The sequence below is a fragment of the Nocardiopsis sp. M1B1 genome (assembly GCF_052466615.1).
Window position 1 is genome coordinate 4,383,069 of sequence record NZ_CP196194.1, and the last position, 23,065, is coordinate 4,406,133.

The window sequence follows — 23,065 nt, forward strand, 5'->3', positions numbered from 1 at the left end:
GCGGAAGCGGGCCCCATCATGTGTGTGGGGCTCCTGAGCTCGTGAGATCCTCACTGGCGTGGGGGGACGAGCGACTCTTCGGGTCAAGAGTGGCGCCGACCGGGTCGGCACGCTCTCCGCGTCTTGCGCGGCCTCGGCGCGCTCGGATGCGCGCGGCATGTCACGACCGCTCGTAGAAGACTACTAGAGATCGTCCCGCATCGGGGACCGGGTGGGGGTTTTCGACCGGTGACAAGGGTCTCCCCCTCCTGTCCACATCTTCGCGCAACCGCTGGGTACGCGGCTCCGCCCCCGGTCCGGAAGGCAGGGGGACGGGAGGCGGAGCGGGGGCTAACGTGCTCCGTCGGCCGTGGCTCGGGCCAGGGCGGCGAGCCGGGCGGCCTGCGCCGCGCGCTCGGCCTCGGCCTGCTGCCGGAGGGTGTTGCCCGCGGCCTGCTGGAGCAGGGCCTTGGTGGCGGTGGCGGCCGCGCGGTCGGTGGCGAGCAGGGCGGCCACGACGTCGTCCACCGCCGCGGAGAGCTCGTCCGCGGGAACCACGAGCTCGGCCAGGCCCAGGTCGCGCGCCTCCTGGGCGCCCACGCGGCGGGCGGTCAGGCAGATCTCGATCGCGCGGTTGACGCCGACGATGTCGACCAGGGGCTTGGTACCGGTGAGGTCGGGGACCAGCCCCAGGGCGGGCTCCTTCATGCACAGCTGGGCGTCGTCGGCCAGGATGCGCAGGTCGCAGGACAGGGCGAGCTGGAAGCCCGCGCCGATGGCGTGGCCGCGCACGGCGGCGACGGTGACCAGGTCGGGGCGGCGCAGCCAGAGGAAGCCCTCCTGCAGACCGGCGATGTAGTCGCGCACCTCGGCGTCGGAGGCGGTGCCGTCGGCCAGACCCGCGACCATGGAGCGCTCGCCGTCCACGCCCTCGGGGCTGAACATGCCGAGGTCGATCCCGGCGGAGAAGATGTCGCCGTCCCCGTCGACGACGACGATCCGGACGTCTTCGGGGAGGGTCCGGCCGATGCGGGCCAGCGTGGTCCAGGTGCGCCCGGTCATCGCGTTGCGGCGGTCGGGGCGGCTGATGGTGACGTGGGCGACCGGCCCCCGCACCACCAGCCTGAGCCGGGCCCGGGAGAGCTCCTCCCCGGTGGGCGCCGGTCCGGACCCGTTCGTCGCCTGTGCCATGGGTTCCTCCGTCGTGTTCGGTGTCACCCCCGGATATTACCTATCAGTAACACAGGGCGGCGAGGGGGCCGGGGCCCGGCGCCTCACGCCTTGCGCGTGGGTCCCCCGCGGCCGCGCAGCTCCACCCCGGCCTCGCTCAGGAGCCGGTGGACGAAACCGTAGGACCGCCCGGTGGCCGCCGCCAGCATGCGGATGCTCTCCCCCGCGTCGTAGCGGCTCTTGAGCTGGGCGGCGAGCGCGGAACGGTCCTCCCCCGCCAGCCGTGGGCGCTTGATCGGCGCGTCGTTCACTCACTCGCTCCTCAGAGTCGTCGGATCACCCGTCGTGGGCCACCCTCATGATCCGGTATCGGGCCCGCGGACCGCCACACCACGCGGGCGTCCCGCCGAAGACGCCGTTTTCGGCGCGGGGAGGACACTGACCGAAAAGAGGGGAGGTGAACCTCCCGGACCCGCCGGGCGTCCACCTCCCCTGTGCCCCTCCTCCGCCTCGGGCGGCGTCAGGCCAGCGCGATGAGGTCCTCGAACTCGGCGTTCCACACGTCCTCCACGCCGTCGGGCAGGAGGATGACCCGTTCGGGCTGGAGCGCCTCGACCGCGCCCTCGTCGTGGGTGACGAGCACGATCGCGCCCTTGTAGTTGCGCAGCGCCGCCAGGATCTCCTCCCGGCTGGCCGGGTCGAGGTTGTTGGTGGGCTCGTCCAGCAGCAGCACGTTGGCGCTGGAGACCACCAGCGTGGCCAGCGCCAGTCGGGTCTTCTCACCGCCGGAGAGCACGCCCGCGGGCTTGTCCACGTCGTCGCCGGTGAACAGGAACGAGCCCAGCGTGCGCCGCGCCTCGACCTCCGGCAGGTCCGGGGCCGCGCTCATCATGTTCTCCAGCACGGACCGGTCCACGTCCAGGGTCTCGTGCTCCTGGGCGTAGTAGCCGAGCTTGAGCCCGTGGCCGGGCACGACCCGGCCCGTGTCGGGTTTCTCGACGTCGCCGAGCAGGCGCAGCAGGGTGGTCTTGCCCGCGCCGTTGAGGCCCAGGATCACCACGCGGCTGCCCCGGTCGATGGCCAGGTCCACCCCGGCGAAGATCTCCAGGGACCCGTAGGACTTGGACAGACCCTCGGCCATGAGCGGCGTGCGACCGCTGGGCGCCGGGTCGGGGAAGCGCAGCTTGGCCACCTTGTCGGACTTGCGCACGCCCTGCACTCCGTCCAGGAGCTTGTCGGCCCGGTTGAGCATCTGCTGCGCCGCGCGCGCCTTGGAGGCCTTGGCCCGGAACCGGTCGGCCTGCTTGCGCAGGGTGTCGGCCTGCTTCTCGGCGTTGGCCAGCTCGCGCCTGCGGCGGCGCTCGTCGGCCTCGCGCTGCTCCAGGTACAGCTTCCAGCCCATGTTGTAGACGTCGATGACGCTGCGGTTGGCGTCGAGGTAGAACACCTTGTTCACCACGTGCTCGACCAGCTCCACGTCGTGGCTGATCACGATGAGCCCGCCCTGGTGGGACTTGAGGAAGTCGCGCAGCCAGGCGATGGAGTCGGCGTCCAGGTGGTTGGTGGGCTCGTCCAGGAGCAGGGTGTCGGCCCCGCTGAACAGGATGCGCGCCAGCTCGATCCGGCGGCGCTGACCGCCCGAGAGCGTGTGCAGCGGCTGGCCGAGCACCTTGTCCGGCAGCCCCAGGCTGGAGGAGATGGCGGCGGCCTCGGACTCGGCGGAGTAGCCGCCCAGCACGTGCAGCCGCTCCTCCCAGCGCGAGTAGGCGCGCACGCCCTTGTTGCGGGTCTTGGTGTCGGTGCTGGCCATCTTCTTCTCGGCCTCGCGCATCCCGCGCAGGGCCTCGTCGATGCCGCGCGCCGACAGGATCCGGTCCCTGGCGATCACGTTCAGGTCGCCGGTGCGCGGGTCCTGGGGCAGGTAGCCGATGCTGCCGGAGGAGGTGACGGTACCGCCGGTGGGCAGGCCCTCGCCCGCCAGCACCTTGGTCATGGTGGTCTTGCCCGCACCGTTGCGGCCGACCAGTCCGATCCGGTCCCCGGCGGCGACGCGGAAGGTGGTCGGCTCCAACAGGAGTCGAGGACCGACGCGCAGTTCGAGGTCGGTGGCGATCAGCATGGTGGGGCTTCCTACGAGGTGGTGGGACGTTGGTGTGCGGCCGGTCCGTGCGACTGCTCCGGGCGGCCGGGCAGGCGTGTGCGCCGCGGGGAGACGTGGTCTCCCTCGCGCGGCTGCGGGAGGGGCGACTCGGGGCCTACCGACCCAGACTAACGGCACCGGTGGGGGGCGGCGCGAGGGGTTTGAGCGGAACGCGGGCGCCCCCGCCCCGTCAACGGGGCGGGGGCGCCGGACATTCCCGGGGCGGCGCGGACGCGGCGGCGCCGCCCCCGGACCTACTTCTGTTCGGGGGGATCGACCGGGGTGGCTCCGCCGGAGGCGTCCTGGCCGGTCCCCTGGTCAGCCCTGACCACGACGGTGTCCGCTTTGACCTCGGCCACGTCCGCGTCCTCTCCACCGGAGTCGTCACCGCTGGAGGGCGGGCGGTTGCGCAGCAGCGCGGCCAGCACGGCGACCACCGGAGTGGACAGGAACATGCCGGGGATGCCGCCGACGACCGCGCCGACGGAAATGCCGATGAGCACGATCGGCGAGGGCAGGTCGAGCGAGGCGCCGTAGATGCGCGGCGCGAAGACGTTGCTCTCCAGCTGCTGCACCAGGAGCACGGCACCGACCACGACCAGCGCGATGCCCCAGCCCTCGGTCACGAAGGCCACCAGGGCGGCGAGCAGGCCGGTGACGAAGGCGCCGATGATCGGCAGGAAGGCCCCGACGAAGGTCAGCACGATCAGCGGGATGGCCAGGTTGATGTCGATCAGGAAGACCAGGAAGATCCCGATGCCGACGGCGTCGAAGAAGCCGACCGCGGCCACACCGCGCACGTAGCGCCCCATGACCCCGTAGGCGACGTCGCCCGCGTGGCGCATGCCCGGGCGCGAGCGGCTCGGCAGCAGGGTGACCAGCCAGTCCATGAGCTGGTCGCCCGAGTGCACGAAGTACACGGTCAGGGCGATGATCAGGACGATGCCGACCAGGACCGAGATCACCGCCGAGGTGGCGGTCCAGGCGCCGCTGAGCAGCTGGTCCTGGTTCTCGGTGATCATGCCCTGGATCTGCATCCAGGCGTCGTCGATCATGTCGGTGAACAGGGCCGGGTCGACGAAGGGCAGCCGGATGTTCTGGAGCTCGGTGATCGCGCTGGTGACGCTGTCCACCAGCGGGCCGAAGCCCTGGATCGCGGGCGTGACGATCAGCGAGATCACGCCGCTGAAGACGATGAGTCCGACCAGCAGGGCGATGGTGGTCGACAACCCCCTGCCCAGCCCCCTGCGGCGCAGCCCGTTGGCGATCGGCATGAGCAGGGCGGTGAGGAACACCGCCAGGATCACCGGCAGCGTGACGACCGACAGGTAGACGAGCACGTAGACGAGCAGGCCCGCGACCACGCCGATGAGCAGTACCCGCCAGGCCACGTCGCTGATGGACCGCAGGAGGTTGTCGTCCCCTTGGTGCTGCTCGGCAGGCCCCTCGTCCGCGGCCTGGGGTTCGGCGGCGCGCTGGTTCTCCGCCTCCAGTCTGGCGAGGCGCTCGGCTCGGGCTCTGCGGGCGGAGAGCCACTTGTTCAGGAGCGCCCACACTCCCGGCCGCTGGGCTTGCACATGGACTCCATTCTCTGGACGTTGCGCGGTGGAGGTCGGGGGACCGACGGCCGCATGGGGGTGGTCTCGCGGGGGGGCGAACGGGTGGGGCCCGTGTTTTCCACGGGCCCGGATGGGAGGTCAACGCTGTCAGAACTGCCAGGGTTCCCGCGGGCGGCCGCTCTCGACGATCTCGTTGCCGAAGGGCGCGAGGGCCACGGGGATCATCTTCAGCGAGGCCCAGGCCATGGGGATACCGATGATAGTGACGGCGAGGCCGATCGCGGTGGCGATGTGGCCGAGGGCCAGCCACCAACCGGCGACGATCACCCAGATGACGTTGAGGAAGGTGCTGCCCCCGCCCGCGCCGGGCCTGCGCACGAGATCGCGCCCGAAGGGCCAGATCGCGTACCTGGCCATGCGGAACGAGGCCACGCCGAAGGGGATCGTGACGATGAGGATGCAGCAGATGATGCCCGCGAAGACGTAGCCGACGGCCAGCCAGAACCCCGCGACGAAGATCCAGATGACGTTCAGGATGAACCGCAAGAGGCCCACGGTGTTCTCGTCCTCCCTTTGTTGGTGTCCCGCTACGGGGACGCGCGGCCGCGGAGCGGCCGTGTCCGTTGTTTCTACCGTCTGGGACGTCCGCGCACCACGACCCGTTCGGACGCCCCACCCTGGTACTTCCCCTAGGGGCGGCCTTCAGGCATGCGGGAGGCGTTGACGCGGGCGCCGCGGGACGGCGTGTCGTGTGGGGATCGCGCACCGGCGGGGTAGGGGCACGGGGCGCGAGGGAGAGCACCCGGAGCGGGCGCGGGAGGGAGCGTCGACCCTCCCGAGCGGCATCGACGGAGGGTGAGGACATACGGTCAGGCCCGAACCGGGAGCTCCGCGCAGACCGCAATGTGACCCGCACATCAGGAGGACCCCCTAGGCAGGAGGGACATCGCACCATACGATGTGCTGTGTCCTTCGCAAGGCCCCAGATCTTGCGATGCACAACAAACTCAGACAAAAGACCGCACACCGGTCAGTTGTCATCTGGTTTCGGTAACGGTTGTGCGAGTAATTTCCCTACCCCCCGTGCATGATCGGGATGAGGGATGGCATGATTACGTACCGGCTCGGACGGAGGCCGTCACCGCCTCCGCAGCCGTTCGCGTGAGAGCACTCCGCCCCTCGGCGGATCGGTGCCGCAGTACCTGTGCTTCTCGTGGTCTCAGCCACACCGGGGAACATCACTCGCACCGCTCGGCGTTTGCGTCGTGCGGGGTGACTCGCGCCGCATGACCAATTTTGGTGACTGAAGCTTTTTCCGACAGCTTACTAGTGATTTCAGTAGAGGTGGTTCAAGCATGTCTCAGGTACGTCGGCAGGCCGCGCTGCGCCCCCGCCCGCACTGGGGGTGGCAGGATGCCGCCGCGTGCCGGGGCGAGGACCTTGTGCTCTTCTTCGGTCCGGACGGCGAACGCCAGCCGGAGCGGGAGATCCGTGAGCGCAAGGCCAAGGAGATCTGTGCGGCCTGCCCGGTTCGAAACGACTGCCTGGACTACGCGATCTCGCGTCCGGAGAAGTACGGCACCTGGGGCGGGCTGAACGAGGACGAGCGCGCCTCCGAGCGCCGTCGCCGCATGCGTCGCGCGAACGCCGCGTAGTCCGGAAATTCCCGCAGGCGGATCTCCCCCGGTGGCCCCGGCCCCCGAACAACCCGCGGCGCCCCGACGAACAACGTCGAGGGCGCCGCGGGTTTTCTCATGCCCGGCGTTCTCTTCCGGGTCCGCTGAAAGGCCCCACTTCCGCGGAAAGGACACGGCCGCGTCCGGCCCTCCGGCGCCTCACCCTCGGCCCGCGTCCAGGTGCCGGTCGAACCAGTCCAGGGCCTCGGCCGCCACCCGGCGCCACTCGCGGGAGTCGCGGAGCAGCCGCTCGGCCCCCGACACCACCCGCAGGTCCGTGGAACCGCCGATCCGGGCGCGCGTCCACTCGCCGAGCTCGCGCAGGAAGGAGTCGTCCCCCTCCAGCAGCACCAGGACCGACGCCCGCACGTCCGGCAGGCTCGCCTCGGCCACGTCGATCCGACCCCCGTGCGCCACCACCGCGGCCACGTCCCGCGGGTGCCTGGCCGCGGCGACCAGGGCCGAGGCCGCGGCGTCGCCCGAGGCCAGCAGGCCCAGGGGCTCGTCGGCGGTGCCCGCGGTCCGGCGCAGCCAGGCCGCCGCGGCGCCCAACCGCTCGCCGAGCTCGTCGGCGCCGACGCCGGAGGCGGCGTCGGGACCGTTGACGAGGCCGTTGTCGGGAGCGTTGTCAGAGGAACCGGACGAGCGCTCCCGCTCGGTCAGCAGGTCCATGAGGAGGGTGGCGTACCCGGCCTGCCCCAGGACCGAGGCGACCGACCGCCACCGCTCGTCCGCGCGCCCCTCCCCCGCGGCCATCACCACCGCGCCGCGCGTCTCGGCGGGCACGGTGAGGTCGCCGTCGAGGTGGACCCCTCCCACGGGCACCCGCACGTGCCGCGTCCGACCCGAGCGCGGCCGCGTGTGCGCGTTCTCGGCGAGGATGGCGGTGACGTGGTCGTCGGAGAGCTGGCCGAAGTCGCGGTACCACTCCCCCACCGCGCGGAAGTTGTCCGGCGCGCTGAGCACCACCAGGGCGTCGGCCTCCTCGCGCAGCAGCGCGACCGCCTCCGGCGAGGCGACCGGCACCGCCAGGACCAGCCGCGCCGGGCCGGCCTGGCGGACCATGCGCAGCGCGGCGCGGGCGGTGCCCCCGGTGGCCACGCCGTCGTCCACCACCACGCAGTCGCGTCCGGCGATCCGCGGGGGCGGGCGCTCTCCGCGGTAGACGCGGCGCCTGCGGTCGAGTTCGTCGCGTTCGGCGGCGACGGTGTCGGACAGGGCCTGGCGGGGCACGTGCAGCCGGGCCAGGGCGCGGTCGTCGTAGAGGACGCGCCCGTCCTCGGAGACGGCGCCGACCCCCATCTCGGGGTGTCCGGGCAGACCGATCTTGCGGACCATGAGCACGTCGAAGTCGGCGCCCAGCCGCAGGGCGAGTTCCGCGCCGACCGGCACTCCCCCGCGGGGCAGTGCCAGCACGAGCGGTTCGTCGACGGCGAAGGGGCGCACCCGCTCCGCGAGTCGGCGTCCCGCCTCCGACCGGTCGGCGAAGGGCAGTGAAACGGGTACTGGGTTCATGGCCTCACCGGCGCCGGGGTACGGGCCCCGGTACCGCTCCTCTCGGCTGTGTGGACGAGCCGCTGGAAAGTGGTACCGAGATACCCCCCGACACGGCGGTTCCAACCCCGAGCCCGAGCAAAACCGTCCCTCAGGTGCGGCGGAAGCCGTTCCGGAAGACGGCCATCAGCAGCGCGTCGTAGCGGCGTCCGTCCCACAGCAGGGAGTCGCGCATCCGCCCCTCCACGGCGAAACCGCAGGAGCGGTAGACGGCGATCGCCCTCATGTTGAAGGCGTAGACGTACAGCCAGACGCGGTGCAGGCCGATGTGCTCGAAGGCGTACTCCAGCACGAGCTGGGTGGCCTCCCTGCCCAGTCCCCGGCCGGTGAACTCGATCGCGGACAGGGCGATGCGGTACCCCGCGCTCTCGTCGTCGGGCTCGACGGCGTAGAGCGACAGCTCACCCAGGTAGCGCCCGTCCTTGGGCGCGGTGATGGCCAGGTCCAGGCGGTCGGTGCGGCCCGCGCGGGTCTCGCACCACTCCTTGGCCTGCGCGTAGGTGATGCGCCGGTGGGTGCCGGTGAGTCTGCGGACCTCCTCGTCGAGGCTGGCGGCGAAGTAGGCGTCGGTGTGCTCGGCCGACAGGGGCGCCAGACGTACGCTCCTCCCGGTGAGTGTGGGCTTCTCTCGCAGCGCGCTCGTGTTGATCATGGGCTCTTCCGGTTCCGTCCGGGCCGTGCGGACACGGTTCCCGGCGTGGGGGAGGCGGCGGACAGCGGGCTGGACGCCCTGCGCGGGAGCGGGCCGCTGGGCGGGGGCTCGGGTCGGGGACCTGGAGGCGGTGGCGGACGGGGGCCGGGGCGGAGGACGTCGGGCGGAGTGGAGGCGGGACCTGTCGGGGGGCGGCCGGGGGCCTGTCCGGTGACGGAGCAGGACCTCTATTTGACTTCCTCTTCCACCCGAAGGCAAGAAGGGCCCGGTGGGACCCGCCGGGGCGGTGCCACCACGGACGAGGGCTCCGCGACGCGGGACGTCCGCACGGGCGGTGAGGCAGGGCGCCCAGGGAACGAACCTGTTCGGGGCGGCCGAAAAGGCCTGCCATCCGATGACCGGACTCGATAACATCTGCACGCACCGACAGCCGTCCTGGGAGCCGCCGTGAACGTCCAGACCCGAACCGAGTCCCCTCCGCCGGAGGCCCGCAGGGCCAGAGTCGCGGTCTCCACCCTCTTCTTCGTCAACGGCTTCACCTACACCAACGCCGTTCCGTGGCTGCCGGTGCTCAAGGCCCAGTTGGGGCTGAGCAACGCGGAACTGGGCCTGGCGATCGCGGCGATGCCGACCGGCGCGATCCTGACCGGCATGCTGGCGGGCCCGCTGATCCACTGGTTCGGCAGCGGCCGGACCGCGGTGGGGACCAGCCTCATCTCTTTGGGAGCGCTCCCATTCATCGCGCTGGCGCAGAACTGGTGGATGCTGGCGGCGGCGCTTTTCGTGCTGGGCAGCGCGGACGCCTGGACCGACTCGGCGCAGAACTCGCACGGGCTGCGCGTCCAGCGGCGCTACAGACGCAGCATCATCAACACCTTCCACGCGCTGTGGAGCCTGGCCGCGGTGGCCGGAGGCCTCCTGGGCGCGGCCATGGCCGGTACCGGTGTTCCCATCCTGTGGCACCTGGGCGGCGTGACCGCGGTGCTGGTGTGCGTGAACCTGGCGGTGAGCCGGATGCTGCTGCCCGGCCCGGAGAGCAGCGAGCGCGAGGACGGCACCGACACCGGGAGCGGGCGGCGCCTGCGCGTGCCCGGACGGGCCGTGCTGCTCCTGCTGGTGCTCGGCGTGCTGCTGATGTTCGCCGGCGGCATCGAGGACTCCGCCGCCTCCTGGGGCGCGGTGTACATGACCTCGGAGCTGGAGGCGTCGCTGTTCCTGGCGGCGATGCCGTTCGTGGCCTGCCAGGCGATGATGACCCTGGGGCGCCTGGCCGGCGACCGGGTGACCGACCGGTTCGGCGCGGCCAACGTGGGGCGCGCGTGCGGACTGCTGGCAGCCGGCGGGATCGCGTTCGCCCTGCTGGTGCCGCACCCGGTGGCCACGGTCATCGGCTTCGGGGTGATGGGGCTGGGCGTGTCCACGCTCTTCCCGCTGACCCTGGCGGCGGCGGGGAACGTGCCGGGCGTGCGCACCGGGGACGGGATCACCGTCGTCGGGTGGCTGGGCCGCGCGGGCTTCCTGGCCTTCCCGCCGCTGGTGGGCTTCCTCGCCGACTCCTCCAGCCTGGGGAACGCGCTGTGGGTGATCGCGGGGGCGGGCGTGGGCGCCTTCCTTCTCGCCTTCGCCCTGCGTCCGCGCGCGTGAGGGCCGAAGGGCCGCGGCGCCGTTCCCCCCGGGACGGCGCGGCCGCCTCCCCCCGCACGTGAGAGGGCCCCCGACCTGACGGTCGGGGGCCCTCGTCGCCGTACGGCCTCAGGGACCGTGCGGCGGGGTGATGCCGTTAGGCGATCGGAGCCGGACGGCGGGCCCCGGCCCACAGGGCCAGAGCGCCGATGCCCGTCACCACGGCGCCGCCGAGCACGAAGCCCTGCATGTCGACGCCGGTGGTGGCGAGGGTCTCGTCACCGTCGTCGTCGTTGTCGCCGTTGCCCTCGCTCACAGGAGCGGCGGCCTCGGGGGCGGAACCACCGGGGTTGGTGGTACCGGGGGCCTGGATCTCGTCGCCGCCACCGGGAGCGGTGCCGCCGTCGCCGTCACCAGGGGGCGTGCCGCCGTCGTCACCGCCACCGTCACCGGGGGGGTTACCGCCGTCGTCACCGCCACCGTCACCGGGGGGGTTACCGCCGTCGTCACCGCCACCGTCACCGGGGGGGTTACCGCCGTCGTCACCATCGTCACCGTCGCCAGGGGGGTCGCCGCCGTCGTCACCGCCACCGTCACCGGGGGGGTTACCGTCGTCGCCACCACCGTCACCAGGGGGGTTGCCTTCGTCGCCGTCACCAGGGGGGTCGCCGCCGTCGTCGCCACCACCGTCACCGGGAGGAGGGTCCTCACCCTCGTCCCCGTCACCGGGAGGGCCGCCGCCGTCACCAGGGGGATCGCCGCCATCATCGCCACCGCCGGGCGGAGGCGTCGTGCCGTCGTCACCGCCACCGTTGGCGGGAGGCGTGTCGTCGCCACCGGGGAGGTCCAGCGGGAGGATCTCAGCGGTGGTGTGGACCACTTCCTCGACGGGAAGGTCGAGAACCGTACTCTCGGCGGCCTGGGGGGCAGCCTCGGGCGCGGTCGCGTCCAGGGTGTCGGCGAACGCCGGACCCGCGGAGAAACCGGCCATGAACAGGCCAGCCGCGGTCACGGTGAAAACCCGCTTCTTGGGGGTCATCCCACTCCTTTCTCTTCTCGTGTACTGATCTATTCAGAGGGGATGGCATAGAGGTGGTCCTCGTGGACCACGACGGCCCGTTCACCGAGCAGGCCGATGGGTGGGACGGACTCCGCCGCTGCCTCCTCGACTCTGCCCTCAGCGTCGACGGCCACCGGGGCATCGTCGATCTGACCGAAGACGAGGGAGCCGACCGCGACCTGGGGCTTGAGGCCGGGAACCACGGAGGTCCGGCCGTTCTCGGGGTTCATCACCGCGGGTCCATAGGCCACCAACTGGGTACCGATGGCCTCCGAGCGGTGGCGCACGTCCTCCAGGTCGGCGGGGTCGATCTGGGCGCTGCCGACGACACTGCCGTCCTGGCTGTCGTGAAAGGCCAGGACTGTGCCCTCGCCCCGCAAGGGCTCCCAGCGGATGATGACGTACTCGCGCAGGGCGGTGAGCACGGCTTCCATCTCGCCTGCGTCGTCCGGCCGCTGGGCGGTGACCTGAACGGGGTTGTCGTCGGGGCTGACCCAGGTCCAGGGGCCGTCACTAACGGCGGCGAGGAGGTTGTGCCCATCGGCGAGCATGGGCGCGGAGTTGCCAGGGAGCTCGACCGGCTGGAGCTCCGCGCCGACCGGGACGAAGGCCTCGCTCTCGGTGCGCACGAGCACGGAGCGGCCCACGTACTGGACGGAGGCGTTCTCGGGGAGGTCCACACCGGTGGGATCGCCGCCGGCGACGGGCCAGAACCACAGGGTTCCGGCGGTCTCCATGACGACGGCCTGCTCACCGCCGTACTCCAGGACCCGGAGTTCGCCGAGGGCCTCGGTGGCCTCCACGGGCAGGTCGGCCGCCCACAGGCGCTCACCGTCGGCGTCGAGCAGGTTGAGCCGCTGCTCGGGGTCGACGTAGGCGAGCAGGTCGCCTTCACGACCGACCCCCGGCTGGCTGCCCGGGGCGATCTGCGCGCTGAAGTCGACGGTCGTGGAGAAGTGGGGCGGCGCGGGGTGGTTGAGGGTGGTCACGTCCGCGGCGATATCTCCCCCGCCCCCGCCGAGGCCGGGCAGGAAGCGCCAGGCCGCGGCTCCCGCACCGGCGAGCAGCACCAGGGCGAGTACGGCGGCGCCCACGATGACGAGGGCCCGACCACCCTTCCTCTTCGCCTTGGCCTCGGGCCGGGCGACGGTCTCGACACCGCTGGCGGGAGGGTCGGCCGGGGCGGGAGGAGGAGGCGGCGGCGTCGGCTCGTGGCTGGCCACGACCTGGTCGGCGGCCTGCACCACGCCCGTGGGCGTGGCGACCAGACGCCAGTAGCCGTTGGCGTCCCGGGCGTCGATGAGGACCGGCTGGCCGATCCTGGCGGCGTAGCCGGTGGCGACGTCCAAGGCGGCGCGCCGCGTCTCCTTGGGCGCCTGGCCCGTGACGACCTGGCGGCGCCCCTCGACGAGGATCTCGGCGCTGCGTTCGTCGGGCGCGATGACGATGACGGCGGTGGGCCGGGACTGCCCCGGGCGGGACTCCCGGCTCATGGTGCCTCCGAAGGCATGGGGAACGTGGACCTGTTCGTGTACGGGGGTACGGGGACCTAGGTCAGCGATGACGGTAATTCGCGGCCGGGGGCTACCTGGAGACGGTGCCGACGCACGCGTAGTCAGTGCTGCACGAGATCATACTGATCGTCGCTCGTCACGCCTATTCCGGCCATGCGCCAAGACTGCGCGCACGGACCGGCGTACCTGGGGCAGTTGTCCCGCCCTCCCCTCCGTGACCTGGAGAATCAACCGAACATGGGATGCGGCTGGTGCCGTGGGCATCGCCGTCACCATGGAGTGGACACCTGGGGAAGATATTTAGTTCACACCGAAAATGGCCGGATCTGGCCACCTGGTTCCCACCGGACGCACGCGTAGCAGCTCAGGGCCTCACCAGGGCGGAACCCGGACGAGGCGGAAGTACTCGCCGGGGCGCGAGCGCCGGTCGGCGTTGGCCCGGCGGTCCGGACTGGCCGGTTCGACCGTGAAGTGGACCGCGGCGTCGGGTTCGGCCGTGAAGGGGACGGCGGTGTTGGTGAGCCTGCCGAGGCCGCCCTGGACGCTGTGCGGACCCGGAGGGAGGCCGAGCACGAGGGTCTGACCGGGGCCGAGCGTGCCGACCCGGTCGCCGTCCACGAGGATCCGGTAGTCGACGAGCATGTCGAACCTCCCGCGGTCGATCCGGTGGACCAGCACCGGGCTCCAGCCCGGCGGCACCTGCTCCGGGCTGCGGATACCGATGACCTTGGGACCGGTGAGTTCGGGCCGGGCGAGCGCCTCACGCAGCTGTTGGCGTTCGCGTCTGCCAGCGGCGAGGGAGAGCGCGAAGGCCGTATAGGAGGCCAGCAACAGCGGCACCAGTGTCCACGCGGCGTTGGAGACGATCAAGAACAGCGCGAGCAACCCGTTGCAGAAGACCATGAACCACCACAGACGCGCCATCCGGAAAGGGTGTCGGAAGTTGTGCACCCGGTGGAGCTCGCCGGAGGTCAGTTCCGCATCGGCACTCGCCCAGAGCCCAACCGGGAAGAACAGCAGGAATGCGAGGAAGAATCCGACAGTCACCGGAACGGGGTTGCCGGTGATCCCCACCCGTCCGGCGATCGCGATGCACGCCACCAGGCCGAGCCCTGCCCCTTGGAACAGTAGGAAGGACGCCCTCACGACCGCCACCGCCGTTCGCGCACGAAGGCCTCCGTGCCGAGGGCCGGGGAGACGAGGGCGACCAGGTTCAGCGCCAGCAGGGGCCACGGGAGCACCCCGTAGAGGTAGTCCCCGACCGCGACGACGAGATAGATCGCGCCAGCAGCCCACAGTACGCCGAGCAGAATGCCCTCCATCAGCGGCGACTTCACCGGCTGCCGCCGCCGTTCGATCATCCCCGGGAGGGAGCGCATGTACAGGAGTGGCGCCAGGGCCACGACCGACAGCATCATGACGAAGAGCCCGAGGTAGATCTCGTTGCCGCCGCTCAGGTACGCGTGCAGGGTGTGCGTGAGCATCAGTATGGGCAGGCCGAACGAGGCGTAGAACATGGTCTTCGAGCCGCCGAGCACGGTCTCGACGGTGACGGGCACGGAGTCCCGGTCGCCCTCGTCCGTTGGGGGAACGGCGTCCGGTGGGGGAACGGTCATGGGGGACGGCCTCTCACGGGCGGCGCCGTCCGGGCTCGGGTGCGGCGGGATCGCGGCCTCCCGCCCGTCGGCACGACAAAACTACCGGCGCGACAGGACTTTCCGGGCTTTTCGGACGTCGAAGGGCGACCGGACGACCGGAACCGGTCAATGTCCGTTGCTCTCCACGATCGCGTCGATGAACGCCTGCTCCCGTCGCTGGACGAGCCGGTTGGCCCGCTCGAAGTCCCGGTTGGCGATCTCCGCCCGGGCGGCGGCCGTGCGCGGCATGGGCCACATCGCGTCGATCTCGGCGTTGAAGGACGACCCCACCAGCACGGCGATCGCCATCACGAACAGCCAGGCCAGGATGGCGATCGGCGCCGCCAGGGAGCCGTAGATGGTCACCTGCCCGAAGGAGGCGTCCAGGTAGACCCGCAGCGCCACCGAACCCGTGATCAGCACCAGTGCGGCCAGCAGCGCCCCCGGCAGGTGACGCCACAGCGGGGTGCGCACCGGCACGCTCAGGGCGTACAGCAGGGTGACCGCTGCGACGGCGAGCAGAGCGACGGTCGGCCAGTAGAACAGGTTGAGCCGCCCCACGGTCATAGGCAGCAACCGGTTGATCAGGTCCGGCCCGGCCACCAGGACCGGCAGCAGGAGGATGGCGAACAGCAACCCGCCCAGGTAGGCGACGAAGGCCAGAACCCGCTGGCGCACCCAGCCGCGCAGTTCGTCCAGGCCGTAGGAGATCGTGATCGAGCGGATGAAGACGTTCATCGCCCGCGACCCCGACCACAGCGACACCAGGAACGTCACCGACAGGACTCCGCCCGGGACTCCCCCGAGGAAGTCGTCCACGAGCGGCTCGACCACGCTGTCCACCGTGTCCGGGGTCAGCACCCGCGCGGTCAGGTCCAGGATCCACAGCCGGATCTCCTCGACGAAGTCCTCGCCGAGCACGACGGTCAGCGGGCCCAGGGCGCCAAGCAGGCCCAGCATGAGCGCGGGCAGGGAGATGAGGGTGAAGAAGGCCGACTCGGCGGCCAGCCCGACGACCCGGTCGCGGGCGAAGGCCCGGACCGTGCGCAGGACGAGGAGCATCCCGCTGCGCAGGCGGGCACGACGTCTCAGCCACCCGTCCACGGCGTACCACAGCCGCTCCCAGAAACCCGCCACGGAGGAAACGTTAGCGCTCCTCAGGGGCCGCCCGGCGCCACGGACGCGAGTACCGAGTGACGTGACTCACTCCGGGGCGGTCAGACCCCGTCTGGACAAAGCGTCGACGCCCGTGACATTCTCATTACATGATCGCTGCTCTGGACCCCATGCTCTACGTGCGCCGTCACGTGGACTTCCTGCGGGTCGGCAGCGCCATCTGTTGCAGCGTCGGTTAATCTCACCGCCCTTTGACGCACCCCAGGGGTGCGCGCGGCACCGGCGCCCTGCCTCCTCTCCTCTTCCCACACGCGGATCCCACCCGATCGCCAGCACGACGATGTGCGCGCGACGCGGGCATGCGGTGCGGGCGCCGGGGCTGTGAGCACCCCGCGACACCTCATCGGAGACACCCGCGATGCCTCCCTCTTCCGCGCAGCCCGGCAGGACAGCGACCGCGGCCAAGCCGCGACGCCGCCGTGGTGAGGGCCAGTGGGCCCTCGGCTACCACGAGCCGCTGAACAAGAACGAGGAGAACAAGAAGAACGACGACGGGCTCAACGTCCGCGATCGGATCATCAACATCTACTCCAAGGGCGGGTTCGACTCGATCGACCCCGCCGACCTGCGCGGACGGTTCCGCTGGTTCGGCCTGTACACCCAGCGCGCGCCGGGCATCGACGGCGGCAAGACCGCCATCCTGGAGCCCGAGGAGCTCGACGACCGCTACTTCATGCTGCGGGTGCGCATCGACGGGGGCCAGCTGACGGTCGCCCAACTGCGCGCCGTCGCCGAGATCTCCCGCGACTACGGGCGCGACACCGCCGACATCACCGACCGCCAGAACGTCCAGTACCACTGGATCCGGGTGGAGGACGTCCCGGCGATCTGGGAGAAGCTGGAGTCGGTGGGCCTGTCCACCATGGAGGCCTGCGGCGACACCCCGCGCGTCATCCTGGGCTGTCCGCTGGCGGGGGTCGCCGAGGAGGAGGTCATCGACGCCGGTCCCGCGATCCGCGAGATCTACGACGACCACATCGGCAGCGAGCTGTACTCCAACCTGCCGCGCAAGTTCAAGACCTCGGTGTCGGGGTGCACGGTGCACTGCGTCAACCACGAGATCAACGACGTGGCGTTCGCGGGCGTGCGCAACGAGGCGGGCGAGGCGGGCTACGACCTGTTCGTCGGCGGCGGCCTGTCCACGAACCCGATGTTCGCCCAGCGCCTGGGCGCGTTCGTGCGCCCGGACCAGGTGAGCGAGGTGTGGGCCGGGGTCTGCGGGATCTTCCGCGACTACGGCTACCGGCGCCTGCGCACCCGCGCCCGGATCAAGTTCCTCATCAAGGACTGGGGCGCGGAGAAGTTCCGCGACGTCCTGGAGAAGGAGTACCTGGGCTACGCCCTACCCGACGGTCCCGCCGTCGAACTGGACTCGGGCCTGCGCCGCGACCACGTGGGCGTGCACCGCCAGAAGGACGGCAGGTTCTACGTGGGCTTCGCACCCAAGGTGGGCCGGGTTTCGGGCACCGCGCTGCTGCGCGTCGCCGACATCGCCGAGGAGCACGGTTCGGACCGTGTCCGCACCACCGCCGACCAGAAGCTGGTCATCCTCGACGTGGAGGAGGACCGGATCGCCTCGATCACCTCCGCCCTGGAGACGGAGGGACTCCAGGTCAACCCGAGCGTGTTCCGCCGCCAGACGATGGCCTGCACCGGCATCGAGTTCTGCAAGCTGGCGATCGTGGAGACCAAGGACCGCGCGGCCACCCTGATCGACGAGCTGGAGAAGCGGCTGCCCGACTTCGAGGAGCCGCTGACTATCAACGTCAACGGCTGCCCGAACTCGTGCGCGCGCATCCAGGTCGCCGACATCGGCCTCAAGGGCCAGCTCGTCATGAACTCCGAGGGCGAGCAGGTCGAGGGCTACCAGATCCACCTGGGCGGCGGCATGGGGCTGACCCAGTCCTTCGGCAAGAAGATCCGCGGACTCAAGGCCACCGCCGACGAACTGCCCGACTACGTCGAGCGGGTCGTGCGCCGGTTCCAGGACCAGAAGGAGGACGGCGAGTCGTTCGCCTCCTGGGTCGGCCGGGCCGAGGACGCCGACCTGAAGTAGTTCGTCCGGGCGGTCGGGACCGCCGCGGCCCCCGGCCGCGGCACCGGGGCCGGTCCGCGTGCGGACCGGCCCGGCCCACGGCCGCGAAACGACCTGGAAGACCCCGAGCGAGAGGAAGAGGTGCGCCGTGTCCGAGAGGGCCGCACCCCACTACTGCCCCTACTGCGGCGACGAGGACCTCGTGCCGGAGGAGGGCGCCGCCGTCAAGGGAGAGGGCTACCCCTGGGCCTGCCTGTCCTGTGCCCGGGTGTTTCGGGTCAAGTACGTCGGGTTGCGCTCCGCGTCCTTCTCCGCGGGAGGCGCCCCCTCCAGACCGACGGAAGGGAACTCTTGAACTCCACCACCATCACCCCCGTGGGCGGTCCCGAGCTCGCCGAGCGGGCCGCACGTGAACTGGAGGAGGCCTCCGCCCCGGAGATCATCTCCTGGGCCTCCGAGACCTTCGGCGACCAGCTGTGCATGACCTCGTCCATGGCCGACGCGCTCATGGTCGACCTGGTCTCCCGGACGGTGCCGGGGATCGACGTCATCTTCCTCGACACCGGCTACCACTTCCCCGAGACCATCGGCACGCGTGACGCCGTGGCCTCCGTGTACGACATCAACCTCGTCAACGTCGAGCCCACCCGCACGGTGGCCGAGCAGGACCTGGCCCTGGGCCCGCGCCTGCACGGGCGCGACCCCGGCATCTGCTGCCACCTGCGCAAGGTGGAGCCGCTCCAGCGGGCCCTGGAGCCCTACGCCGCGTGGCTGACCGGCCTGCGCCGGGAGGACTCGGCGACCCGCCGCGACACCCCGATCGTGCAGTGGGACCGGCGCAGGCGGATGACCAAGGTCAACCCGATCGCCCGGTGGACCCAGGACCAGGTGGACGCCTACATGGCCGAGAACGGGGTCATCGTGAACCCGCTCCAGTACGACGGCTACCCCTCGATCGGCTGCGAGCCGTGCACGCGGCGGGTGGCCCCGGGCGAGGACCCGCGCAGCGGCCGGTGGTCCGGCACGGGCAAGACCGAGTGCGGAATCCACGTTTGAGTGCGCACGCGGCGGCCGGGCCGCGCGGCCCGGCCGCGGCTCCGCCGCGTTCCGGCGGTGTCGGGGGCGGCGGTGCTCGGAGGCGAGGAGGAGGACGGCCATGACGGTGGGCGGAACCGGGGCGCGCGGCGGCGGAGGCCGGGAGGGGGGCGTGCCCCTGCTGGCGGTGGCGCACGGCAGCGCGGACCCGAGGTCGGCGCGGGCCGTGTCGGCGGTGTTCGACCGGGTGCGGTCGCTGCGGCCGGAGCTCGACGTGCGCGTGTCCTACCTGGACCACGTGGCGCCCTCCGCGCGGGACGCTCTGGAGGAGCTGGCCGCACGCGGGGCGGGTGAGGCGGTGGTGCTGCCGACGCTGCTGACGGCGGCCTACCACAGCAAGGTGGACCTGCCGAAGGTTCTGGCGGACGCGCGCGGGCGCAGCCCGTGGCTGCGGGTGCGCTACGCCGACACCCTGGGCCCGCACCCGCTGCTGACGGAGGCGGTGGAGCGGCGCCTGGACGAGGCGGGGGTGCGCCCCGACCCCGGCACGGCCCTGGTGCTGGCCTCGGCCGGTTCCAGCGACCCCGGGGCGAACGCGACCGTGGCGGCGATGGCCGCCGAGCTGGCCGGGCGCGGCCCCTGGCGGGAGGTCGTGGCGGCCTACGCGTCCGCGGCCTCCCCCGGTCCGGGGGAGGCGGTGGCCGCCCTGCGCGAGCGGGGGGCGACGCGGGTGGCCGTGGCCACCTACCTGCTGGCGCCGGGGTTCTTCGCCGACCGGGTGCGCGCCCGGTCGCTGGAGGCGGGCGCGTACGCGGTGTCCGAGGCACTGGGGGACGTGCCCGAGATGGCAGGGGTGGTGCTGGACCGCTACGACGCCGCGGTGGCGTCGCGGCACGCGACCAGCTTCCGCTGAGGCGCGGGGCGCCGTCCGGCCGTGGCGGGAAAGCTGTCGGCCGCGGTGTCCGGCGTCCGCGCCGTGGAGGTGCGCGGCCGGACGGAACGGAACAGGGCGGGCGGCGCGGAACAGGGCGCGTGAGACGGAGGGGCGAACGGGCGGTCCGCTGGGCGGGCCGCCCGTTCGCCGTCCCCATCGGGGCGTGCCCCCTCGGGGGTGCCTCCGGGGAAGGCCGCCCGCGGTTGTCCACAACCGCGGGAAGCGGCTTGTCCGCGCGGCCGCGGCCCAGAAGAATCGGAGGTGGGCGTCGCGAACGCGCGCCGGCCGACCGAGGAATCGTGGGGGTGTCCGTGTCAGAGGGGCGGAGTGTGGTGCGCGGCGGTGTCCGGGACCTGTTGCGGGGACTGCCGGTGTTCTCGGGGGCGCTGCCGGAGTTCGACCCCGGAGCGGCGCCCGGGGACCCGGCGGAGCTGTTCCTGGAGTGGTTCTCCGAGGCGGTCGAGAGCGGTGTGGCCGAGCCGCACGCGATGACGGTCACGACCGTGGACGAGGCGGGGGCCCCGTCGGCCCGCGTGGTCATCATGAAGGACTTCACGCCAGAGGGCTGGTGGTTCGCCACCACGACCGGCTCGCGCAAGGGGCGGGAGCTGGCCCGCAACCCGGCGGTGGCGCTGCTGTTCCACTGGATCGGGCAGGGCCGTCAGGTGCGGGTGCGCGGGCGGGCGGAGCTGGCCGCCCCGGAGCGGTGCGCCGCCGACTACCTGGCGCGACCGCTGGAGTCGCGGGTGGCCGGTCTGCACGGCAGACAGAGCGAGCCCCTGGACGACCTCGCGGACGTGGACCGCGTGGCGCGGGAGAGCCGGGAGCGGCTGGAGCGCGATCCGGAGCTGGTTCCCGCGGACTGGGGCCTGTACCTGGTCCGCCCGGTCGAGGTGGAGTTCTGGCAGGCCGACCGGGACCGCCGCCACACGCGCCTGCGCTACGCCCGCCCGGGCGCGGACGCTTCCTGGGAACGCGGCCTGCTCTGGCCGTGACCGGGCGGAGGCGCCGCGGCGGGAAGGGGGAGCACCGTACCGCGACGCCGCCCGGAAGGACGGGCTCCGGAACGGGTCGCGGAGGGGTCGCCGTGCCGACTCCCGCCACAGTCGTAGTCGGAGCCCTCCTGGTGCCCGTGTCCGTCGTCTCCGGGAACAGACACGACCCCGGTCCCCGGTCCCGGCCCCGTCCAGCGGTCACCGGGACGGGCACGGACCCACGGGCTGCCATGACCACACCCGCCGTCCCCGGAACCGGCTCACCGGCCCGGGGCCCAAGCGTGACCGAACCCGGTTCTGTTCGGTGTCCCCTCCGGGGATAGGATTCCCGCACTCCGACCGCCCACGACCAGCAACGAAAAGAGGTGGCCGCCGTGCCCCCCACACACGAGGTGTTCAACCAGGCGCCCCCGCTCGGCGACTACGCGGCGGCGGAGGACCCTGCGCTCGTGGAGGGCCTGCGGCGCGAGGGCGCCGGATGGGCCGAGGCCGAGGTGCGCGAGGTCGGCGACGCGGCCGGTTCGGAGCGGGTCCGCGCCTGGGGCGAGTCCGCCAACGCCTATCCGCCGGTGCTGCGCACCCACGACCGCTACGGCCACCGGGTGGACGAGGTCGACTACCAGCCCGCCTACCACGTGCTCATGGACCAGGCGGTGGAGCACGGCATGCACGCCGCGCCGTGGGCGGACGGGCGCCCGGGCGCGCACGTGGCCCGCGCCGCCAAGTTCTTCCTGTGGTCCCAGCCCGAGGCTGGCCACGGGTGCCCGGTGTCGATGACCTACGCGGCGGTTCCGGCCCTGCGCCACTCCCCCGAGCTGGCGCGGCGGTACGAGCCGCTGCTCACCGCGCCCGTCTACGACTTCGGGCTGCGGGCGCCGCACACCAAGCGCGGGCTCCTCGCGGGCATGTCGATGACCGAGAAGCAGGGCGGCTCGGACGTGCGCGCCAACACCACCCGCGCGGCCCCCACCGCCGAGGGGCACCACGTGCTGACCGGGCACAAGTGGTTCACCTCGGCGCCGATGAGCGACTTCTTCCTCACGCTGGCGCAGGCGCCCGAGGGGCTGAGCTGCTTCCTGGTGCCCCGGGTGCTGGAGGACGGCGGCCGCAACGCGCTGCACATCCAGCGGCTCAAGGACAAGCTGGGCAATCGCTCCAACGCGTCGGCGGAGCTGGAGTACGACGGTGCCGTCGCCCATCTGGTCGGCGAGGCGGGCAGGGGCGTGCCCACCATCATCGAGATGGTCAACAGCACCCGGCTGGACTGCGTGATCGGCTCGGCCGCGGGCATGCGCGCCGCGGTGGTGCACGCCCTGCACCACGCCGAGCACCGCAGCGCCTTCGGCGGGGTGCTGGTCGAACAGCCGCTGATGCGCAACGTGCTCGCCGACCTGGCGCTGGAGTCTGAGGCGGCGACGGCGCTGATGACCCGTCTGGCCGGTGCCGTGGACCGCGCGGTGCGCGGGGACGAGACCGAGGCGGCCTTCCGCCGCCTGGGGGTGGCCGTGGGCAAGTTCTGGGTGACCAAGCGCCAGCCCGCGCACGCCGCCGAGGCGCTGGAGTGCCTGGGCGGCAACGGGTACGTGGAGGAGTCGGGGATGCCCCGGCTGTTCCGGGACTCCCCGCTCAACTCCGTCTGGGAGGGCTCGGGCAACGTGGCGGCGCTGGACGTGCTGCGCGCGATGGGCCGCAGTCCCGAGTCGCTGGAGGCCTTCCTGTCGGAGCTGCGCGCGGCCGCGGGCGTGGACGACCACTACGACGCGGCGGTCAAGCGGTTGGAGCAGGCCCTGGGCGACCCGGAGGAGGCGCAGTACCGGGCGCGGACGGTGGTGGAGCTGATGGCGCTGGTCCTTCAGGCGTCGGTGCTGCTGCGCCACGCGCCCACCCCGGTCGCCGAGGCGTTCACCGCCTCGCGTCTGGGTGGCGAGTGGGGGCACGTGTTCGGCACCCTGCCCAGAGGGGTGGACACCGAGCTGATCCTGGACCGGGCCCGCCCGAGCCGGTGAGGCCGGGGGCGCGCCCCCGCCGCGCGGAGAGGGCCGGGGGCGTGCCGCCCGCCCCCGTACGGGGGTCCGGGGCGCTCCGCCGCGGGTGCGGCGAGCACCGGTGGGGTCGGCCCGTGCGCCCCTGTACGGCCCCGGTCGTACCGGCCCCGGAACGCGCTGGACGCGAAGGGAACCCGAGGCGCGCCGAGAGCACACGGACACCATTTCTTAACCCCATAAATCCCGATTACCACCCTTAACCCTGATAATTCCCACAAAAACCCGCAAGAGGGACGGCCGATGAATGATCATCGGCCAGTTCGGCATACTTCGGCGTCCGG

21 protein-coding genes are annotated in these 23,065 nt (G+C 72.1%); 10 read left to right on the top strand and 11 right to left on the bottom strand.

Annotated features, from left to right (window positions below; all coding sequences use genetic code 11):
- Nucleotides 1-330: 330 nt before the first annotated feature.
- From ACSTA4_RS19035 to ACSTA4_RS19055, 5 genes are all read right to left on the bottom strand, one after another.
- Nucleotides 331-1,170, bottom strand: coding sequence for an enoyl-CoA hydratase/isomerase family protein (locus tag ACSTA4_RS19035; protein WP_444960454.1), 840 nt, complete (start codon nucleotides 1,168-1,170; stop codon nucleotides 331-333).
- A gap of 83 nt (nucleotides 1,171-1,253) precedes the next feature.
- Complete coding sequence (locus tag ACSTA4_RS19040) at nucleotides 1,254-1,460, bottom strand: helix-turn-helix domain-containing protein (protein ID WP_013153820.1); 207 nt, start codon at nucleotides 1,458-1,460, stop codon at nucleotides 1,254-1,256.
- 209 nt (nucleotides 1,461-1,669) lie between these two features.
- A complete protein-coding gene (locus ACSTA4_RS19045) occupies nucleotides 1,670-3,268 on the bottom strand; it encodes an ABC-F family ATP-binding cassette domain-containing protein (protein WP_047868313.1) in 1,599 nt (532 codons plus the stop codon).
- Nucleotides 3,269-3,543: 275 nt separating this feature from the next.
- Nucleotides 3,544-4,845: an AI-2E family transporter gene (locus ACSTA4_RS19050; RefSeq protein WP_444964211.1), complete on the bottom strand. Its 1,302-nt coding sequence runs from the start codon at nucleotides 4,843-4,845 to the stop codon at nucleotides 3,544-3,546.
- Nucleotides 4,846-4,995: 150 nt separating this feature from the next.
- Nucleotides 4,996-5,403, bottom strand: a complete 408-nt coding sequence (locus tag ACSTA4_RS19055; RefSeq protein ID WP_047868315.1) for a YccF domain-containing protein — start codon at nucleotides 5,401-5,403, stop codon at nucleotides 4,996-4,998.
- Between the two features lie 800 nt (nucleotides 5,404-6,203).
- Between ACSTA4_RS19055 and ACSTA4_RS19060 the strand changes: the two genes are divergently transcribed.
- The gene (locus ACSTA4_RS19060; protein ID WP_013153824.1) at nucleotides 6,204-6,503 is read left to right on the top strand and encodes a WhiB family transcriptional regulator; all 300 of its coding nucleotides are present in this window, start codon (nucleotides 6,204-6,206) and stop codon (nucleotides 6,501-6,503) included.
- A gap of 180 nt (nucleotides 6,504-6,683) precedes the next feature.
- Here ACSTA4_RS19060 and ACSTA4_RS19065 read toward each other — a convergent pair whose 3' ends face one another.
- Both ACSTA4_RS19065 and ACSTA4_RS19070 read right to left on the bottom strand, forming a co-directional pair.
- The gene (locus tag ACSTA4_RS19065) at nucleotides 6,684-8,039 is read right to left on the bottom strand and encodes a phosphoribosyltransferase family protein (protein WP_444960455.1); all 1,356 of its coding nucleotides are present in this window, start codon (nucleotides 8,037-8,039) and stop codon (nucleotides 6,684-6,686) included.
- A 130-nt stretch (nucleotides 8,040-8,169) separates the two neighbouring features.
- Entirely contained in the window at nucleotides 8,170-8,730 is a 561-nt protein-coding gene (locus ACSTA4_RS19070; RefSeq protein ID WP_444960456.1) for a GNAT family N-acetyltransferase, read from the bottom strand.
- 447 nt (nucleotides 8,731-9,177) lie between these two features.
- Here ACSTA4_RS19070 and ACSTA4_RS19075 point away from each other — a divergent pair, with 447 nt between their 5' ends.
- Together ACSTA4_RS19075 and ACSTA4_RS19080 are read left to right on the top strand one after the other, a co-directional pair.
- Complete coding sequence (locus ACSTA4_RS19075) at nucleotides 9,178-10,374, top strand: MFS transporter (RefSeq protein ID WP_444960457.1); 1,197 nt, start codon at nucleotides 9,178-9,180, stop codon at nucleotides 10,372-10,374.
- A 130-nt stretch (nucleotides 10,375-10,504) separates the two neighbouring features.
- Nucleotides 10,505-11,443 (top strand): hypothetical protein, encoded by a 939-nt coding sequence (locus tag ACSTA4_RS19080; protein ID WP_444960458.1) that lies wholly within the window; start codon nucleotides 10,505-10,507, stop codon nucleotides 11,441-11,443.
- Here ACSTA4_RS19080 and ACSTA4_RS19085 read toward each other — a convergent pair.
- The 4 genes from ACSTA4_RS19085 to ACSTA4_RS19100 all read right to left on the bottom strand — a co-directional run bounded on the left by ACSTA4_RS19085 (nucleotide 11,422) and on the right by ACSTA4_RS19100 (nucleotide 15,701).
- Nucleotides 11,422-12,906 (bottom strand): hypothetical protein, encoded by a 1,485-nt coding sequence (locus ACSTA4_RS19085; RefSeq protein ID WP_444960459.1) that lies wholly within the window; start codon nucleotides 12,904-12,906, stop codon nucleotides 11,422-11,424. The genes ACSTA4_RS19080 and ACSTA4_RS19085 overlap by 22 nt on opposite strands.
- Nucleotides 12,907-13,299: 393 nt before the next feature.
- A complete protein-coding gene (locus tag ACSTA4_RS19090; RefSeq protein WP_444960460.1) occupies nucleotides 13,300-13,851 on the bottom strand; it encodes a hypothetical protein in 552 nt (183 codons plus the stop codon).
- A 218-nt stretch (nucleotides 13,852-14,069) separates the two neighbouring features.
- The gene (locus tag ACSTA4_RS19095; protein WP_444960461.1) at nucleotides 14,070-14,543 is read right to left on the bottom strand and encodes a hypothetical protein; all 474 of its coding nucleotides are present in this window, start codon (nucleotides 14,541-14,543) and stop codon (nucleotides 14,070-14,072) included.
- Nucleotides 14,544-14,690: 147 nt separating this feature from the next.
- Nucleotides 14,691-15,701, bottom strand: coding sequence for a YihY/virulence factor BrkB family protein (locus ACSTA4_RS19100; RefSeq protein WP_416026542.1), 1,011 nt, complete (start codon nucleotides 15,699-15,701; stop codon nucleotides 14,691-14,693).
- A gap of 128 nt (nucleotides 15,702-15,829) precedes the next feature.
- On the opposite strand from ACSTA4_RS19100, the gene ACSTA4_RS19105 reads away from it, so the two are divergent.
- The 7 genes from ACSTA4_RS19105 to ACSTA4_RS19135 all read left to right on the top strand — a co-directional run bounded on the left by ACSTA4_RS19105 (nucleotide 15,830) and on the right by ACSTA4_RS19135 (nucleotide 22,745).
- Entirely contained in the window at nucleotides 15,830-15,919 is a 90-nt protein-coding gene (locus tag ACSTA4_RS19105) for a putative leader peptide (RefSeq protein WP_017564358.1), read from the top strand.
- Nucleotides 15,920-16,098: 179 nt separating this feature from the next.
- Nucleotides 16,099-17,796 (top strand): nitrite/sulfite reductase, encoded by a 1,698-nt coding sequence (locus ACSTA4_RS19110; RefSeq protein ID WP_444960462.1) that lies wholly within the window; start codon nucleotides 16,099-16,101, stop codon nucleotides 17,794-17,796.
- Between the two features lie 127 nt (nucleotides 17,797-17,923).
- A complete protein-coding gene (locus ACSTA4_RS19115) occupies nucleotides 17,924-18,130 on the top strand; it encodes a hypothetical protein (protein WP_013153834.1) in 207 nt (68 codons plus the stop codon).
- Nucleotides 18,127-18,831, top strand: a complete 705-nt coding sequence (locus ACSTA4_RS19120) for a phosphoadenylyl-sulfate reductase (protein WP_444960463.1) — start codon at nucleotides 18,127-18,129, stop codon at nucleotides 18,829-18,831. Before ACSTA4_RS19115 ends, ACSTA4_RS19120 begins: the two co-directional genes overlap by 4 nt.
- A 100-nt stretch (nucleotides 18,832-18,931) precedes the next feature.
- Entirely contained in the window at nucleotides 18,932-19,723 is a 792-nt protein-coding gene (locus ACSTA4_RS19125; RefSeq protein ID WP_444960464.1) for a sirohydrochlorin chelatase, read from the top strand.
- A 326-nt stretch (nucleotides 19,724-20,049) separates the two neighbouring features.
- Complete coding sequence (locus ACSTA4_RS19130; RefSeq protein ID WP_444960465.1) at nucleotides 20,050-20,739, top strand: pyridoxine/pyridoxamine 5'-phosphate oxidase; 690 nt, start codon at nucleotides 20,050-20,052, stop codon at nucleotides 20,737-20,739.
- Nucleotides 20,740-21,113: 374 nt separating this feature from the next.
- Nucleotides 21,114-22,745, top strand: coding sequence for an acyl-CoA dehydrogenase family protein (locus ACSTA4_RS19135; RefSeq protein ID WP_444960466.1), 1,632 nt, complete (start codon nucleotides 21,114-21,116; stop codon nucleotides 22,743-22,745).
- Nucleotides 22,746-23,065: the final 320 nt, after the last annotated feature.

Excerpts from the sequence above, each read along its gene's own strand:
- ACSTA4_RS19070 (WP_444960456.1), bottom strand. The coding sequence starts at position 8,730 with ATGATCAACACGAGCGCGCTGCGAGAGAAGCCCACACTCACCGGGAGG.
- ACSTA4_RS19090 (WP_444960460.1), bottom strand. The coding sequence starts at position 13,851 with ATGGCGCGTCTGTGGTGGTTCATGGTCTTCTGCAACGGGTTGCTCGCG.
- ACSTA4_RS19095 (WP_444960461.1), bottom strand. The coding sequence starts at position 14,543 with ATGACCGTTCCCCCACCGGACGCCGTTCCCCCAACGGACGAGGGCGAC.
- ACSTA4_RS19060 (WP_013153824.1), top strand. The coding sequence starts at position 6,204 with ATGTCTCAGGTACGTCGGCAGGCCGCGCTGCGCCCCCGCCCGCACTGG.
- ACSTA4_RS19065 (WP_444960455.1), bottom strand. The coding sequence starts at position 8,039 with ATGAACCCAGTACCCGTTTCACTGCCCTTCGCCGACCGGTCGGAGGCG.
- ACSTA4_RS19045 (WP_047868313.1), bottom strand. The coding sequence starts at position 3,268 with ATGCTGATCGCCACCGACCTCGAACTGCGCGTCGGTCCTCGACTCCTG.
- ACSTA4_RS19105 (WP_017564358.1), top strand. The coding sequence starts at position 15,830 with ATGATCGCTGCTCTGGACCCCATGCTCTACGTGCGCCGTCACGTGGAC.
- ACSTA4_RS19080 (WP_444960458.1), top strand. The coding sequence starts at position 10,505 with ATGCCGTTAGGCGATCGGAGCCGGACGGCGGGCCCCGGCCCACAGGGC.
- ACSTA4_RS19035 (WP_444960454.1), bottom strand. The coding sequence starts at position 1,170 with ATGGCACAGGCGACGAACGGGTCCGGACCGGCGCCCACCGGGGAGGAG.
- ACSTA4_RS19125 (WP_444960464.1), top strand. The coding sequence starts at position 18,932 with ATGACGGTGGGCGGAACCGGGGCGCGCGGCGGCGGAGGCCGGGAGGGG.
- ACSTA4_RS19110 (WP_444960462.1), top strand. The coding sequence starts at position 16,099 with ATGCCTCCCTCTTCCGCGCAGCCCGGCAGGACAGCGACCGCGGCCAAG.
- ACSTA4_RS19085 (WP_444960459.1), bottom strand. The coding sequence starts at position 12,906 with ATGAGCCGGGAGTCCCGCCCGGGGCAGTCCCGGCCCACCGCCGTCATC.